Source organism: Flavobacterium sp. AK-345, assembly GCF_058310175.1.
Genome location: NZ_JBZEER010000002.1, coordinates 543,478 through 561,109, shown reverse-complemented (window position 1 = coordinate 561,109; position 17,632 = coordinate 543,478). Strand labels below are relative to the sequence as shown.

General features: G+C 33.1%; 9 protein-coding genes. 3 read left to right on the top strand and 6 right to left on the bottom strand.

Annotated elements, in window-relative coordinates:
* Positions 1 to 59 precede the first annotated feature (59 nt).
* The 4 genes from AC4FQ3_RS06555 to AC4FQ3_RS06540 all read right to left on the bottom strand — a co-directional run bounded on the left by AC4FQ3_RS06555 (position 60) and on the right by AC4FQ3_RS06540 (position 10,999).
* Entirely contained in the window at positions 60 to 3,113 is a 3,054-nt protein-coding gene (locus AC4FQ3_RS06555) for a SusC/RagA family TonB-linked outer membrane protein (RefSeq protein WP_491181321.1), read from the bottom strand.
* A 547-nt stretch (positions 3,114 to 3,660) separates the two neighbouring features.
* On the bottom strand, positions 3,661 to 7,821 hold the full coding sequence (locus AC4FQ3_RS06550; RefSeq protein WP_491181320.1) for a hybrid sensor histidine kinase/response regulator transcription factor: 4,161 nt from the start codon (positions 7,819 to 7,821) through the stop codon (positions 3,661 to 3,663).
* A gap of 244 nt (positions 7,822 to 8,065) precedes the next feature.
* Complete coding sequence (gene bglX / locus AC4FQ3_RS06545) at positions 8,066 to 10,366, bottom strand: beta-glucosidase BglX (protein ID WP_491181391.1); 2,301 nt, start codon at positions 10,364 to 10,366, stop codon at positions 8,066 to 8,068.
* A gap of 363 nt (positions 10,367 to 10,729) precedes the next feature.
* On the bottom strand, positions 10,730 to 10,999 hold the full coding sequence (locus AC4FQ3_RS06540) for a hypothetical protein (protein WP_042566645.1): 270 nt from the start codon (positions 10,997 to 10,999) through the stop codon (positions 10,730 to 10,732).
* A 224-nt stretch (positions 11,000 to 11,223) separates the two neighbouring features.
* Between AC4FQ3_RS06540 and AC4FQ3_RS06535 the strand changes: the two genes are divergently transcribed.
* The 3 genes from AC4FQ3_RS06535 to AC4FQ3_RS06525 all read left to right on the top strand — a co-directional run bounded on the left by AC4FQ3_RS06535 (position 11,224) and on the right by AC4FQ3_RS06525 (position 13,692).
* Positions 11,224 to 12,252, top strand: coding sequence for a rod shape-determining protein (locus AC4FQ3_RS06535; protein WP_491181319.1), 1,029 nt, complete (start codon positions 11,224 to 11,226; stop codon positions 12,250 to 12,252).
* Positions 12,253 to 12,500: 248 nt separating this feature from the next.
* A complete protein-coding gene (locus tag AC4FQ3_RS06530) occupies positions 12,501 to 12,995 on the top strand; it encodes a hypothetical protein (RefSeq protein WP_052483745.1) in 495 nt (164 codons plus the stop codon).
* A gap of 97 nt (positions 12,996 to 13,092) precedes the next feature.
* Positions 13,093 to 13,692, top strand: a complete 600-nt coding sequence (locus AC4FQ3_RS06525) for a DUF6624 domain-containing protein (RefSeq protein WP_491181318.1) — start codon at positions 13,093 to 13,095, stop codon at positions 13,690 to 13,692.
* A gap of 61 nt (positions 13,693 to 13,753) precedes the next feature.
* Here AC4FQ3_RS06525 and AC4FQ3_RS06520 read toward each other — a convergent pair whose 3' ends face one another.
* Both AC4FQ3_RS06520 and AC4FQ3_RS06515 read right to left on the bottom strand, forming a co-directional pair.
* Positions 13,754 to 14,869 carry a PepSY-associated TM helix domain-containing protein gene (locus AC4FQ3_RS06520; RefSeq protein ID WP_491181317.1) on the bottom strand — a complete coding sequence of 372 codons (1,116 nt, stop codon included), beginning with the start codon at positions 14,867 to 14,869 and terminating at the stop codon, positions 13,754 to 13,756.
* A 38-nt stretch (positions 14,870 to 14,907) separates the two neighbouring features.
* Complete coding sequence (locus AC4FQ3_RS06515; RefSeq protein WP_491181316.1) at positions 14,908 to 17,352, bottom strand: TonB-dependent siderophore receptor; 2,445 nt, start codon at positions 17,350 to 17,352, stop codon at positions 14,908 to 14,910.
* Positions 17,353 to 17,632 lie beyond the last annotated feature (280 nt).

Below are 17,632 nucleotides of genomic sequence, written 5' to 3'. Positions count from 1 at the left end.
ACTACTTTTTTTATGTTAACGATTATGAATCATTAAGTTAAATGTGTTTTTTATCAATTTTAGAATTCTAAATTCACTCCCATAGAAATTGTTCTTGGCACAGGATATCTTCCTAAATCAATACCGCTCAGGGTTATATTTTGATCTAAATTTCCAAGGGCAGGATCAAAACCGGAGTATTTAGTAAACGTGTATAAATTTTGAACATTTGCGTATAATCTTACTTTAGAGAAAATAGAGTTTTCGAATATTTTTTCTGGTAAATCATAGCTCAGTGAAACATTCTGAATTCTTAAATAAGAACCGTCTTCAACAAATCGATTCGAAATTCTGCCATTACCGTTTGGATCATTAAGTGTGATTCTCGGAACATCAGTATTTTCGTTTACTCCAGGTTCAAAAGCCTGCAGCGCCTCAGTACTAACGTTTCCAAAACGATCTCCAAATCCCGGATAAATACCATCTGTATAATGACGCGTAAAGTTGTAGATCTGGTTGCCCTGACTTCCTGTTAAAACAACAGATAAGCTGATATTTTTGTATTTAAAATTATTGGTAAATGCATACGTAAAATCTGGAATTGCATCTCCTATGGCTGTTTGATCTTTACTATCGATTTTTCCGTCGCTGTTAAGATCTTTAAAACGAATATCTCCAATTCCGGTTCCTGTTTCCTGAGTTGGTCCTGCAGCTAATTCGGCAGCATTTTTAAATAATCCATCAGTAACATATCCATAAAATTGTCCTACCGGCTGTCCTTCTGTAGTTCTGGTAACGTTATACAAATCGAATTGTACTTTTCCTAACAAAGATTTGCCCTGACCCTGAAAACTGGTCAGCTCATTATTGTATTTGGACAAAATAATTGTACTGTCCCATGTGAAATTTTCGGTAACAATATTTCTTGTATTCAAGGTAAATTCAACTCCTTTAGTTACAATCTCGCCTGTGTTGAGGTAGTAATTAAGTGCACTTTGATTTGATTCATCGTTGATTTGTTTAGTCAGGAAATCGGATGAATTCTTAACATAATAATCAAAATCTATTTTTACTCTGTTATCAAATAATCCTAATTCAAAACCAGTATTGAAAGATTTAAGAGATTCCCATTTAATATCCGGGTTACCTAAATTATCAATTGTTGGCGACACACCTCCAAACGGGGATGAAAGTAATGATAGTATAGTTTGATATCTGTTTGCCGGAATATTTTGATTTCCTACAAGACCATAACCTGCCCTGAATTTTAAATAATTTATAGTCTTTGATAAAGGCTCAAAGAACTTTTCGTTGCTTACTGTCCATCCTCCTGAAAATGATGGAAAATATCCCCATTTGTTGTTAGGGCCAAAATTTGACGAAGCATCTGCTCTTAAAGACGCAGAGAAAGAATATCTGTCAGAAAAACTATAGTTTAATCTCGAAATATAAGATGCCATCGACCATCTGCCAGAACCATTGCCGTTTAGTGCGGTATCAATATCGCCAATGTTTAGGTTTGTAAAATTCTTATTTAAAAACTCACCCGTTCTGTAACCGCTTAAATATTCATAGCGGCTTTCCTGAGCTTCCTGACCTAATAAGAAAGTAAAATTGTGATTTTCATTTAGCATTTTATTATAAGTCAGATAGTTTTTAATGTTCCAATAATAACTTTGATCTTGCTGTTTGAAAGATTTGTTTAAAAGTTCAGACACATTTCCTAAAGTATATTTAGGCGCAAAAGCACTGCTTTTTGAAAAATTAAGGTCATATCCTAATTCAGATCTAAAAACCAATCCTTTGATAATCGTGAAATCAGCAAATAAATTACCATTAATTTTAAATCTCTCTGTAGTTGAATTATTGTATTCCGATAAAGCAATAGGGTTCGTTGCTTCATTTGCCGAAGATCCTAAACCACTTGTTGGTCCCGCATAAGAACCATCGGCGTATCTAACCGGTAATTCCGGCGATTGTCTTAAAGTGTTCATCACTAAACCACCTCTGTCATCGTTTCTTACTACTTGTTGAGACGATTTGCTTACAGATAAGTTATTACCAATTTTTAGCCAGGATTTAACATTAGAATCTACATTTAATCGCATCGATAATCTGTTGAAATCTGAGTTTAGAACAATTCCTTCCTGATCAAAATAATTTAAAGAAGTATAATAACGTGTTCCGTCTTTTTCACCAGAAAATGACAGCTGATGATTGTACATTGTAGCGGTTCTAAAAAGTTCATCCTGCCAGTTTGTTCCATTACCTAACAAATTAGGTTTTTGATATTGATACGGAACAGGCTCGCCATTTAATTTGAAAATTTTTGCCTGATAAGCAGCATATTGAGGCAAGTTTAAAACATCAACAGTATTGGTAACCTGCTGAGTACCTAAATACGTTTCATAGGTAAACTTTGATTTTCCTTTTTTTCCTTTTTTGGTTGTAATCAAAACAACACCATTTGCACCATTTGCACCATATATAGCCGTTGCCGACGCATCTTTTAAAATATCAATAGTTTCGATATCAGAAATATTCAAGCCCGATAAAGCCGAGTTTTTAGTTTGTCCGTTTCCTCCACCTAAAGCGCTAAAAGAAAAAGAGTCGTTGTTTTTATCTGCAAAAACGGGAGTTCCGTCTATAACGTATAAAGGCTCGTTACCGTTAATGGAAGTTATTCCTCTAATTTGAACAGAGATTCCGCCTCCGGGAGTACCTGAATTTTGAGTCACGTTTACACCTGCAGCCTTACCCACAAGAGCCTGATCGATAGAAGTAAACGGTTTGTCCTGAATTTCAGAAGCTTTAATAGAAGAAACAGCACCGTTTATATCTTTTCTTTTTGAAGTTCCGTATCCTATTACAACAACCTCATTTAATTTTTCCAGATCATTGACCATAACCACCTGCATTACTGATTTTGCGGGCAGTATTAAATTTTTATATCCTACATAACTAAAAAGCAATGAAGCTGTTGGTTCGACATTGTTTAAGGCAAAACTACCGTCGAAATCGGTAACAGTTGCGTTTTTTGTTCCTTGTACTATTACACTAACACCTGGCAGACTGGTTCCGCCTGATGTTACTTTACCTTTAACAGTTTGAGCAAAGAAAAAATTTCCCCACATACACACTATTAAACACAATAGTTTTTTTAATGTTCTTTTCTGCATAAAATTTGGTTGTTAGACTGAGTTAAATAATTAGTTATTTTAGTTTGTAAAAAATATTTAATGGGTTGTTTTTGTCTCACTTATTATTTGAGTTGTGATAAAAAAAACTATTTCTTAAATATTTCTTAACGAAAGTAAAATCTACAGCAGTCCAAGTGTAGAACAGATGAAGCAAATCATGCATCATTTGATGCAAAACCGCATCTCAACCCTCTGGATTTAAATAATAAGAGGTAAAAACCCAAAAACTACCAATGAAGTATTGGTAAAAAATTATGCTTTAAAATATATTTTGCGAAATTATATTGTAGTATTTTTATTAAAATAACAAGTTTTCGCCAATTAAAAAAAATCCTTTTTTAGAAACACACCAACAAAAAAAGCCCTAATTTAAATCAGGGCTTTCTAAAATTATTATCGCTTTTAAAAGTCTTTTTATCTCTCTTCTATATTCTCTCTTCTATATTCTTTCATCTTCCATCTTTCCTCTTTCCTCTTTCCTCTATTCCTTCGATCCAGTTTCCTGCGTAGGCAGATGTCCGTATTTAAGTTTATAACATTTGGCAAAATAAGAAGGGGAAGTGAATCCTACTTTATAACTAATTTCATTGATATTAATAGTATTATTGCCTTGTTCGAGCAATTGTTTTGCTTTTTCTAATCGTACATTTCTAATAAACTCATTTACAGAAACACCCGTTAGCGTTTTTATTTTTCGATACAATTGACTTCTGCTCAGGAAAACTTTAGAAGAAAGCAGCTCCACACTTAAATCAGATTCGCTCAGGTTTCCATTAATAAAATGAAGAATTTTTTGAATGAAATCATTGTCTAAAGAAGTTGTTTTTTCCTTTCCATCTTTTGTAATACCGGTATAAAATTTCTTAAACATTATTTGTCTGCTTGTAATAAGCTGCGCCAGACTGGATTTTAAAATATCCAATTCAAATGGTTTGCTCAAATACATATCGGCACCAGAATCTATTCCTTCAATCCTGTCCTGTACCATTGCTTTTGCAGAAAGCATTAATAACGGAATATGACTTGTTTTCAGATCTCCTTTTATGTTTTTACACAACTGCAATCCATCCATTACCGGCATAATAACATCTGTAATTATGATATCCGGCAATTTTTGAACGGCCAGTTCGTAACCTTTTTTACCGTTTTCGGCGGTAATGACTTTATATAATTTACTCAATTCTGTTTTCAGATAATTTCGTAATTCAAGATTGTCTTCAACAATCAAAACGGTATATGCTTTTGCAGTATCTGCTTCAATTTCTTTTATTGATTCGTTAGAAATCTCTTCATCATCTGGCTGATATTTATTCGATTCAAACAAGAACTTATTTTTATTTTTTTCTATTTTAAAAACTTCATTGACTACTTCATTTTCCTTATAAAAAGAGTTGCCTAAAGGAAATATTACCATGAATTTTGTTCCTTCTCCCGGCGTACTTTCAACATCAATTTTTCCTTTATGAAGCTCAACAAATTCTTTTACAACCTCTAAGCCAATTCCGGTGCTTCCGTAGTAATCTTTATTTAGGTTATTTACCTGATAAAATCTATCAAAAATTCTTTTCAAATCCTCTTTGTAAATTCCTGAACCAGTATCTGTAATGGTTATTGAAAAGGAGGGAACCTTGCTTCCATTAATTATTAAGGAATTATTCTCATCTAATTTATCGATAGAAACAGTAATAAACCCATCATCGGGAGTAAACTTAAAAGCGTTTGAGATAATATTGAATATTATTTTTTCCAGCATTTTAGGATCTAACCAATCTTCAAGCTCATCAATTGATGGCTCAAAATCAATAGTTATGTTTCTCGCAGCTGCTTCCTCATCAAAATAACCTATAATTTCTTTTACAAAAGCGATCACTTCAATTTTTTTAACCTGAAGAAAAATTTTGTTGAACTCTAATTTATTAAAATCCATGAGTTCATTAATAAGCCTTGAAAGTCTGTCTGAGCTTTTATGGACCGTTTTTAATTTGTTATGTATTTCGCGCGATACATTCTTACTTCTTAAAATATCTTCGAGAGGGTTAATAATTAAGGTCAATGGTGTTCTGAATTCATGCGAAATATTAGTGAAAAACTGTAATTTTTTATTGTTTAATTTCTCTAACTGAATTGTTTTTTCTCTTTCTAAAATTATGGACTGTCTGGCTTTAAAGCGATTTTGATAAATCTTGTTGAAATATATAATCAGGAAAACTAAAATAGAAACGTATATTAAATAAGCCCAAATGGTTTTCCACCACGGGGGAAGGATTTTTATTTTTAGTTCTAACTGAACATTACTCCACGAACCATCTGCATTGGCCGATTTTACTTTAAAAACATAATTACCTGGCTCCAGATTGGTGTATGTGGCTGTTCTGTTATTGTCTACGTAATTCCAGTCTTTCTCAAAACCTTCAAGATAATAGGCGTATTGGTTTTTTTTAGAATAATTATAGTTTATCCCCACATATTCGATCGTAAAAACCGATTGTGCATGATTGAGAATAATTTCTTTTGTCTGCGAAATTACTTTGGTTAACGGCGAACCTTCTTCATTTGGTTTTACAGATTTATTGAATAATTTGAAATCACTAAAATACAGCCTTGGCGCTTTTTCTGTTTTTTTAATCTCGTTCGGGTTAAAATAGTTTACTCCTTCATAACCGCCAAAATACAGTTCGCCATTTCCGTCTTTAAAGACTGCATTATTATTAAAATCGTTGTCAATAAGACCATCATCTTTATTGAAATTGGTGCTTTGTTTGTTTTTAAAATCGAGTTTTGTTAGCCCGGATCCACCGCTTATCCATAAAGATCCATTGTTATCAGAAATGATGGCGCGAACTGATTTTTCTTCAAAACCCGGAAAATCATCATAATTAGAAAATATCTTGTTTTTTTTATTATAACTAAAAAGTCCTTCGCCATCTGTACCGATCCATATTTTTTTATCGTTGGATTCATAAATTGATAAAATGGTCTGAATACCGCTATATTTTGTTTTATCCCTGAACATTTCATCGCGCATGTTTATCACTCTAAAACTGGAATCGGCATTTAAGTGTACCTGATATAGCCCTAAAATTGTTCCTACCCATAAAATATTATCAGAGTCAACAAAAACTTTGCGGATAAAGGCTTCGTCTAAGGAGTTGTCTGCAAATGGTTTAGTGTCACAATGCACGAATGTGTTGCTCTTATTGTCAAAATAATGAAGTCCTTTTATGAAAGTTCCAATCCAGATTCGGCCTCCGGAATCTTCAGAAAAACTAAAAATCCTATTCGATTTCAGTCCTGCTGTATTTGTCGTATTGTAGTTTATGAATCGGGTAGTTCCATTTTTCAAAAAATAGATACCGCGATCCCAGCTTCCTACCCAGATATTTTGTTTACTGTCTATGAATATAGTCTGAATATCAACAGCATCAAGACCAGAATAGTAACTTTGATTGTTTTTGTTAACATGAATGTAAGTTTTAGCCGAAAGATTATATATATCAAGTCCGCCGCCTTCATTACTTATTATCAGATTGCCCTTTTTATCTTTTATAACTGAAGTTACATAGCTTGTTTGCAGGGAATTATCATTGTTAACAAGCGACTCAAGTGAATTAAATTTATTGTTTGGCTTATCAAATACGCCAAGCCCTTTATTGAAATAACCTAACCAAAGTCTTTTTTCCTTGTCTTCGTATAATGACCATACGGAATTCGACTTTAAACTAAAATTATTGTATTTGCTGTGCAGGTATTTTTGCAGTACTTCTCCTTTAAAATTTACAACTAATAAGCCATCATTTTCGGTACCGCAAAGTATATAATCCTGACTGCTTTGTATAATAGATAAGATTTTATTTTTGGTAATAAAAAAATTCTCAAATTGATAGTTATCCGTTTCAGGTTTAATTTTTATCAGCCCATTTTCAGTTGTTCCCAGCCATAAATATCCAAATTTGTCTATAACAACACTTTCTATATCATCTAATAAAGGTTCTCTTTTAAACTTGTCTTTATAAACCTGCTTTACTTTTCCGTTTAGATCGATCTCTAAAAGTCCATAACTGGTTCCTAAATAAATAATTCCCTGTTTATTTTTTACCGAACATTTGATTAAAAAGTTTGGTTTTTCGAGAACTTTTGAGTGCACTAAAGACGCTTTTAAGGTTTTTACATTTACTTTAAATAATCCAAAACCATAAGCACCTAAAAGTATGTCGCCATTGTTATCTTCAATAATGGTTTTTATAGTAATTGGCTGTTCGTAACCTTTTACAATTGCATCCTGAATATTGATTTTAGTAAAATTATCCAGATCCCGATTGTATAAACACAAGCCTTCATCTGTACCAATCCATAAGTTATTTTTAGAATCAATAAAAGTGGCATAAATAAAGTTACTGTTTACTGAACCTGGTTTTTTATCATGTTTATATCCAAAATAATTTACCCCGTCATATCGATATAATCCTGCGCCATTAGTTCCTATCCAAATAAAGCCATTGTGATCCTGAATGATAGAAGAAATAGCCCTTTTTGAAGTAGTTTCCTGTATGCTTCTAAATTGGTAGTTTTCAAATTTATCCTGAGAAAACATACAATTTACAAGACCAAAAAAGCACAGAAGAATATATTTGATATTTTTCATTTACATTTTAATATTTATCAATTCTATTAGAAATAAAATTTATAATTGATTTTATTTAATCATATCTAAAACAATATTAATAAAACTAAACAGAACACTTACTTTTTTTATCCAGATTTACCATATTGCTAAAAACCTGAGCAGATTAATAACCTCAAAAGGATTAATCGTACTCAGGCTATAAATTGCTTAAAAATAAATCAAATAATAAGGTTTATCTTTTTGTTTTTAAGTTCGTTAGCGTTTATTTTAGTTCGAATTTACTCGTAAGACCTTCATTAGAATTCCAGCCAACCATAACATTAAACAAACCAGCTTCGGTTAAAAATTTACCATTGTTGTCATAAAAACCAAGTTCCTTGTCAGTTAAGGTAAACTGAACGGTTTTAGTTTCTCCTTTTTTTAATGCAATAAGTTCAAAACCTTTTAATTCCTTCACAGGTCTAACCACACTGGCGGCGACATCATTTATATACAACTGAACGACTTCTTTCCCATCAAAATTTCCGGTATTGGTAACATCAACACTTAGTTCAATTTTTTCTCCTTTCTGGAAGGATGTTTTTGCTAATTTCAGATTTTTATATTCAAAAGAAGTATAGCTTAATCCATAACCAAATGGATATAATGGTGTTTTTTCGACATCAATATAATGAGACCAAAAAGCGTTTTGATCTTTATTGGTTGGTCGCCCTGTATTGTACAAATTGTAATAAATTGGACATTGCCCAACGTTTCTTGGAAATGACATTGTCAGCTTACCACTTGGGTTGTAATCTCCGTACAAAACCTGTGCAATTGCATTTCCGGATTGAGTTCCTAACTGCCAAGCTTCAACAATAGCAGGAATATTTTCTGCTGCCCAAGGTAATGCCAGCGGACGCCCGTTATTTAAGACCAAAACGATATTAGGATTCACTTTGTAAACTTCTTCTAGCAATTGCTGTTGATTACCAGGCAGACCTAATTCAGTCCTGCTGCGTCCTTCGCCACTTTGAAAACCAATTTCTCCTAAAACCATTACCACAACTTCTGCTTGTCTGGCGGCCTTTTTAGCGGCTTCAAATCCGGAAAAATCAGTGGTATTAATTTTTACTTCATCAACAAATACTTGTTTGTTTAAAGCCACATCAGTTCCTTTTTCATAAACTAAAGTATTATTTTTATATTGCTGCATTCCTTCAAGAACCGATATTGCTGTATTATCATCAGCGGCAATTCTCCAGCTTCCAAGCGGACTGGTTTTGTCATTTGCCAAAGCACCAATTAAAGCGATTTTTACTCCTTCTTTTTTTAATGGCAAAAGTTTTTCATTCCTCCCCGGCGGACTAGCATTCTTCAATAAAACAATTGATTTTTTTGCCATATCAAGGACAGCATCATTATTGGCCTTGTTTCCAATACTTGATTTTTCACGGGCTTCATCACAATATTTGTATGGATTATCAAACAAGCCCAATTCAAATTTTACTCTAAGAATTCTGCGAACAGCATCGTCGACCACACTTTCTTTTACCAATCCTTTTTTTACCAGCTTCGCCAATTCTGTTACATAAACATTTGATTCCATATCCATGTCAGAGCCTGCAATAGCAGCTTTTTGAGCGGCATCGGCTGCATCGGCTGCGTAACCGTGGGTAATCATTTCGCCTATAGAAGCCCAGTCAGAAACTACAAAACCATCAAATTTCCAGGCTCCCTTTAAAATGTCTCTTTGCAAAAAACTATTTCCGGTTGCCGGAACTCCGTTTAATGTATTAAATGAATTCATGAAAGTACGAATTCCCGCATCGACAGTCGCTTTAAAAGGCGGTAATACACTATTGTACAGCTTAGAATTACTCATGTCGACACTATTATATTCTCTGCCTGCTTCTACAAAACCATAACCTGCAAAATGTTTGGCGCAGGCAATAATAGAAGTATTCGCACTTAAGCTCTCTCCCTGAAACCCTTTAACACGAGCGGTAGCAATTTTGCTGCCCAGATAAGGGTCTTCTCCGGCACCTTCCATTACTCGTCCCCATCTTGCATCATTCGAGATATCTACATTAGGTGCAAAAGTCCAGTTTAATCCGGAAGCAGAAGCTTCAATAGCAGCAATGCGCGCCGAATTTTTAATGGCTTCTAAATCCCAGCTTGCAGCTTCAGCCAGCGGAATAGGGCTGAGGGTTTTATAACCGTGTATCACATCAAAACCAAAAAGTAACGGAATACCAAGACGGGTTTCTTCAACAGCTATTTTTTGTACGGCTCTTACTTCTTTAACGCCTCTTACACTTAGCATAGAACCTACCAGTCCTTTCTTTATATTATTGTATTTTTCTTCATTAGAACCTGATTCGGGTTTTGGGCCAGTAACATCCCATGAACCATTGTATTGATTCATTTGCCCTACTTTTTCTTCTAATGTCATTTCTTTCATCAAAAGCGAAACTCGTTCTTCAATTGGTTTATTGGTATCCAGATGTTTTTTTGATTGTGCATATCCGTTTCCAAAAACGATTAGCAGTAAAAAGGCATATTTTTTAATTGGTCTTTTCATCATTGTGTTTTAGTTAGCATCAAATTTTTAAAATCTGTATATATCATGCATTATCTTTTAGTATGATCTATATAGATTGTAAATGTACTTTTACAGTAGTGTCGATAGTACAAGATTTGAAGCATTTTCTAAAACAAATGATGTATTTGCATGTCTTTAAATAAACAAAGAGATTGCTATTAAAAGTTTTGGATACGATTTTCAATAAATTGATAAAAGCAGTGGGAGCAATTTTTTTAGAACTCCAAAGACCAAAATAAATGCCTCCATACGTATCTGTTTGGAGGCATTTATAAAATGTAATATATTGATAAGACAAAAAAAATGGAAAAACTAAAATAATTATTCCGTGGATTAGAATTCCTATAAGTTTTCGTGCGTTGTTGTCTGATAATTTTCAATTTCCGATTTTATAACATCTTTATATTTTGCAATCCCAATTCCTATTATCGGAATAGACAATTTCCCTACTATTGAGCCAGCCTGTTTATGGCCTGTTTTATTTAGGTACGAAGACAGAAGTAAAGCACCAATTGCTCCAAAAAGTATCACTTCTCCGGGAACGTCTGCAATTTTAGATTCTATTAATTCCCTGATGTCTTCAAGATTCTCCTGATTGATTAAGTTTTCCATATTTTTATTTTTAAGTGATTCTATTTATATGAATTAAAATTATGGGTAAAAAAACATTTTCACTTTATATAATTGAATGATACAGTTATATGATTATCATTATGATGTAAATTATTGTCGGACTTTGAAGTAAGTAGAAAAAACAGTAAAATATATTTAAAATTTATCTTTATAGAGAATAAAAACATTAGCATTAGCGTTGTTTAAATAAAACAATACTATATATGGGCTTATTTGATTTTATGATGGTGGAAATAGCGATGGATTTAGGAACGGCAAATACTTTAATAATTCATAATGGAAAAATAGTGGTAGACAGTCCTTCGATTGTAGCCAGAGATATTAGAAACGGAAAAATTATTGCAGTTGGTAAAGAAGCGAGTTTGATGCAGGGTAAAACGCATGAAAATATTAAGACAATCCGGCCTCTTAAAGATGGGGTTATTGCAGATTTTGATGCCTCTGAGAAAATGATCAACTGGTTTATAAAAAATATCCCAGAATTAAAAAGAAATTTTTTTACTCCTGCACTGCGAATGGTAGTCTGCATTCCCAGCGGTATAACTGAAGTAGAAATGAGAGCTGTAAAGGAGTCGTGCGAACGTGTAAATGGTAAAGAAGTATTTTTAATTCACGAACCTATGGCGGCCGCAATTGGAATTGGATTAGATGTAATGCTTCCAAAGGGAAACGTTATAGTAGATATTGGGGGCGGAACTACCGAAATTGCGGTTATTGCTCTGGGAGGCATAATTTGTGACAGTTCCTTAAAAATTGCGGGGGATGTTTTTACCAACGATATTTTATATTATATGAGAACGCACCATAACTTATATATTGGAGATGCAACCGCAGAGATAATAAAAATTGATGTTGGTGCCGCGATAGAGGAACTTGAGGATGCTCCTGACGACATAACAGTTCGAGGAAGGGATCTTCTAACCGGAAAACCTAAGGAAGTTAAGGTTAGTTATCGCGAAATTGCAAGAGCTTTGGATAAATCAATACAAAGAATCGAAGATGCTCTTATGGTAACACTTTCTATAACGCCGCCGGAACTTGCGGCTGATATTTATAATACAGGATTGTATCTTGCAGGAGGAGGAGCACTGCTGCGCGGTCTTGATAAAAGGCTTTCACAGAAAACAGATTTACCGGTTTTTATTGCAGAAGATCCTTTAAGAGCAGTAGTTAGAGGTACAGGTATTGTTTTAAAAGATATATCGAAATACCAAAGTGTGCTTATAAAGTAAGATCACAGCTCTGCAATAGCTTTTAGAATCCGAATTTTTAACATTAAAATTTAGCTATAAAAAAAGTCCTAATGAAAATTAGGACTTTTTTAGTGGTTCTAATCTGTTATTTGGCTTAATGGAAAGTTGGTTTTGTATTTGTGATAAAATTTGGCAAATTCGAATATTGGGTTTAATTTAGTCCCAAAATCGCTTTATTATCAGAATGTTATGCATCATTTTACACGATAAAAAACAGAAATTAATCTATGGAAACAAAAACATTAGTTAATATTATTTTGCTTTTAGTTGTTTTAACAGTAGTAATTTACTATCAATTAAAACAAAAAAGAACAGATGACAGATATTTTGGTAAAGAAGTAAAACTATCCAAAAAAGAGTTAAAGATTATTGAAAAATATAAAGCTGAATATGAAATTATTAAAAATGATTTAAGATTACCAACTTTAAAAAAAGATAAATTTATTTTAGATGATATTTCGAAGCTTGCAACACAAATAATTTTCGATTATCCAATACCAACAAAGCAGGAAAAAGAAAATCTTAATAACGGTGATTTGGTCAAACTTGTCTTTCTCGATAAAGAAAATTTTGGAGAAAGAATGTGGGTAGAATTTATAGAAAAAGAAAACGGACTCTTAAAAGGATTACTGAGAAATGATGCTCTTGACGATGAACAACTGAATTATGGCAAAATAATTTGGTTTCATCCAAATCATATTTTTGCAATAGATAAAAAATAAAACCAAATACATAACAGCAACTAAAACCATTTTGGCAATTGGCTTAATGGTAGTAATTTGTTTTTTGGGAAGATTGCCAGAATTAAATAATATCAAAATGGATTATAAAAGCATTGCTGAAAAAATAATTGACCTGAAAAATGCAGACTTGGAGTTAAGGGATAAACTTGTGAAAAGCGGACAACTTAGCGAAGGGTACAATGAAGAAATGAAAGAATTGCATAACAGAAATGCAAAAACATTAAACGATATAATTGATACTATAGGTTATCCAACAATAGATAAAGTTGGTAAAGAAGCAAGCGAAGCGACCTGGTTGGTTATACAACATTCGATTGGGCAGCCAGTATTTATGAAAAAGTGTGCAAAACTATTGAAAACTGCCGTTAGCGAAAATAAAGCAGACCCGAAATATTTGGCTTATCTTACTGACCGGATAGCAGTATTTGAAGATAAGCCGCAACTTTATGGAACTCAATTTGATTGGGACGAATATGGAAATTTAAGTCCAAATCTTTTTGATCATGTAACCAAAGTAAATGAAAGAAGAAAAGTAATCGGACTTAATACTCTTGAAGAGCAAACAGAAATTATAAGAAAACAGGTGGAAAACGAAAATCAATCGCCACCGGCAGACTTTGAAAAAAGAAAAAAGGAAATTGAAGAATGGAAAAAAACTGTTGGCTGGATAAAATAAAAACAACCACTAAAACAATTGATGTTTTTGAACTTTCCTATTCTCAATTACAATGATATTGCTACTTAATTTTTTTCTTTTTTTTCCTTCCCAGCCATATTATTAAACCCGTAACAGGCAGTGTCGCAGCAAAAAGGCAGACTAAAAAAGCCAGAATTTTTGTTGGATAGCCATAAATGCTTCCTGTATGAATGGGATAAATAAGACGGCGCACTTTATCGCCTCGGCTAAAAGATTCGTAAGGTTTTATTTTTAAAAGTTCTCCCGTATATTTATCAAAATAAGCCATACTTGAAATATTTGGAATCGATTTTTCAAGGTTGAGTTTAATCACCATAATACTGTTTATGGTGTCAGATGGGATTCTGATTTGAGTATCTCCTTTATATTTATAAATACTGTCTGTTTTTGAAAATATGTTTTGATAAAAATATGTTTTATCAAGTTTAGGATCAACTTTTGTTGGATTTTCAACTTTTGCTGAAGGCTTTTTTGTGGTTCCGTCTGCTAGTAAATAGATACCGCTTTCAAACCATTTAAAAGACCATGTTAATCCGGTCAGCGATATTATCAGAAGAAATAAAAAGCTGTAGAAACCAAAATTCGAATGGAAATCCCAATTGACTCTTTTAAAAGAAGCGCTCCATTTTACGGTTAATCTTTGCTTTAGGTTTTTTATTTTTTTTGGCCACCATAAAATAAGACCTGAAATAAGCATAAATGCAAAAATGAGACAACTGCAGCCGGTAATAAATTTTCCGACTTTTCCTAAAATCAAATGTCTGTGCAGATCTAGTACAACAGAAAAAAACCTGCTTTTTTCAGGAATAGACGCCAATACTTTTCCTGTGTAAGGATCTACAGAAAAGATCTGATCTTTTTTATCAGCATCGGTTCCGGAAATAATTACAGTTCTTGCCGGATCTTGATAAGTTTGAATACGATCTAATTCAGTAATATTATATTTTTTCTGAATGGTATTAACGTAAAGATCGACAGGTAATTTTTTTGTTCCCAGAGTCGAAACTTTATAAAATTCAGGATTGACAAAAGCATCAATTTCATCTTCAAAAACTAAAATGCTTCCTGTAAGTGCTACAATAAATACAATAAGCCCGGACGAAAGTCCGAGCCATAAATGTAAAAATCCAATATTTTTTTTAAATGTTTTATTCATGTAAAAGAGGAAAATATTCTCAAATATAATAAAGCTTTTTAAAACGAGTAACCAAGAGTTAAAAGCCAGTTCGAAGGCGCGCCGGGAAACAAACGAATATAATCATAGCCACCAACCCAGTAGGTTTTATTCAATATGTTATTGGCATTTACCTGAATTTTAAATTTATTAATGCTGTAATATAATGCCGCATTAAATAAAGTATAGCCAGGAAGTGTCTGCTTGTCGGTTTGGCTTAGTGTACGTGTGGTTGCAAAATTGCTTCCAAAAGCAAGTCCAAAATCTTTCAAAGCTCCGTCTGTAAAATTATAACGGGTCCATAAATTACCTTGCTGGCGCGGTGTATTTGGTTTTTGTCTTCCAATTTCAGATTCAATCGGACTTTCAGAAATTGCAGCTTCATTATAAGAATAAGCAGCAGAGATGCTCCAGTTTCTTGTGATATTTCCGTTCAAATCAATTTCAATACCTTTCGATTCTTCTTCACCTATAGCACGCATTAAATCAGGATTTGTAGTATCGTTTGCCGGATATAAAGTGTTTTTTTGCTGAATTTTGAAAAGGGCAACCGTTACAAAAAGCTTTTCTTTAAACCAGGAAGATTTTCCTCCAAACTCGATCATATTACTTTCTAACGGATCAAAAGGGCCACCCGCATTTGGGTTTGATAAAGAAGAAGCCGTTTGTGGATTATATCCTTTTACGTAAGTTCCGTACAAATTAATGTTTGGGTTAACAGTATATGTAAGTCCAAAACGAGGTAAAAACGAATGTTGTTTTACTTTGTTTTCATTTGTCTTTTTGTAGTTTTCTTTATCGCTGTATTCATCATAACGTACTCCAATTAAAGCCTGAAATGCACCAAACTTAATATGGTCCTGAAGATAAACTCCGTATAAAGAATAAAAAGTAGGATCAAAAGGACGGGCTGCATAAAAATACTTGCTCATGTCTTTTAACTGCTGTGATCCAGACGGATTTGTTAAATCAAAATGCGCCACGTTTGGCACCGGATTACCTTTGGAATCCAATAAATAATTAGCTTTATTAGCTGGGTTATATGTTGCAATCGATCCTGTATTTGCAGCATTTCTATATCCTGTAGCCTGCAATTGCGAACCTCCTGCAGGAACTTCTTCCTGAGCATAATCGTAACCCAAAATCAGGTTATGATCTAAAGCTCCGGTTTTGGCTTCGTATTTAAAAAACGTCGAAAGATTATCGATATAACGTTTACGTTTACGCATAAAAACCTGCATTTCTATAGAAGTCGGAATCGTAGATCCGTCACCGGCAGATGCATATTTATTGGCACCACGATGTTCCAAAAGATCTTCTGTGTAACCAGTACGGATATAAGATCCAGAAAATGACAAACGATCTGTAAATTGATGATTTAAGGAAGTCGTTACAATGTAAGTTTCTTCATTTAAATAATCGTTGGTAGAATTTAATGAATTAGAAATTTTGGTAGAGTATAAATCATCTTCATATGTCGATTGTCCACGATCCAGTATACTTTTTGAGCTAGTGTAAATTAAATCAAAATTGACACTCGTTTTATCATTTGGAAGGAAAGACAGGGAAGGAGCAAGTACAATATTTTTATCGAATTGTAAATCCCTAAAAGAATTTGCATTTTCATAACCTAGGTTTAATCGGTATAAAAGCGATTTATCCTCAGTCAATGGTCCTGTAAAATCGGCTAAAGCGCGTAAAGTATTAAAACTTCCGGTAGAAAAACTCACGCTGTTTGCAGCCTGATCCAAAGGTTTTTTGGTAACTCTGTTGATAACTCCTCCTGGAGAAGCATTTCCAAACAAAGCCGATGAAGGCCCTTTTAAAACTTCAACACGTTCCAGATAATTAGCAAGCGGTTGTTTCCAGAATCCTGTAGACGTTCGCATACCATTAAGTAATTGCGTGTTACTTCCTCCGTTTATTCTAAAACCTCTAATCGAAATATCATCATAAAAAGTAAACTGGCTCACACCACTGAAATTTTTCACCACTTCGCCTACGCGGATAGCACCCTGATCTGCAATTAATTCTTTGGTAGCATACGAAACGGCTTGTGGTAAATCTTTTAAAGCAATTTCTGTTTTGGCACCAATAAAAGATTTTGTGTTTCGATAAGATTTCTCTTTACGTCCTGTAATTTCTACAGTTTGCAGTGTATTGATATTTTCTTTTAAAACAACAGAAAGATCAAGGTTTTCATCTTCATGGAGTTCGATATTTTTTTCCTCAACTGTAAATCCCATTGCCGAGAAATTAACAGTATAGTTTCCAGGGGTAAGATTAGAGATTTCAAAATTTCCCTTATCATCAGAAACAGTATTTTTTTTAAGGCTTTTAATTGAGACAGAAGCATAAGAAACTGCTTCGTTATTTTCGGAAACAATCTTTCCGGTGATTTTGGCGTTTTGTGCCAGGCCTATATTAAAAACGGCAAGCAGCATTAATGAGAATGTTAACTTCATGGCGGTTATTTATTTTTAAGACTGCAAATCTAAACTTATTTAGATTAAATACAAATAAGATTCTTTAAATAAATGTTTTTAAATGAGCCAATATTGTTTCTAATAATTTGATTGTGATTTTGTTAATTTTTTAAACTAGCTAACATTTAAGAAATTAATTTTTGAGGGTTAAATTAAAATCTCCTAAAAAAACTCTAACAGCATTTTTTTTGTTAAATTATCTATTATTCTATCAATAAAGTAAAATTTACTATAAAAAACGGATAATATAGTATTAGCA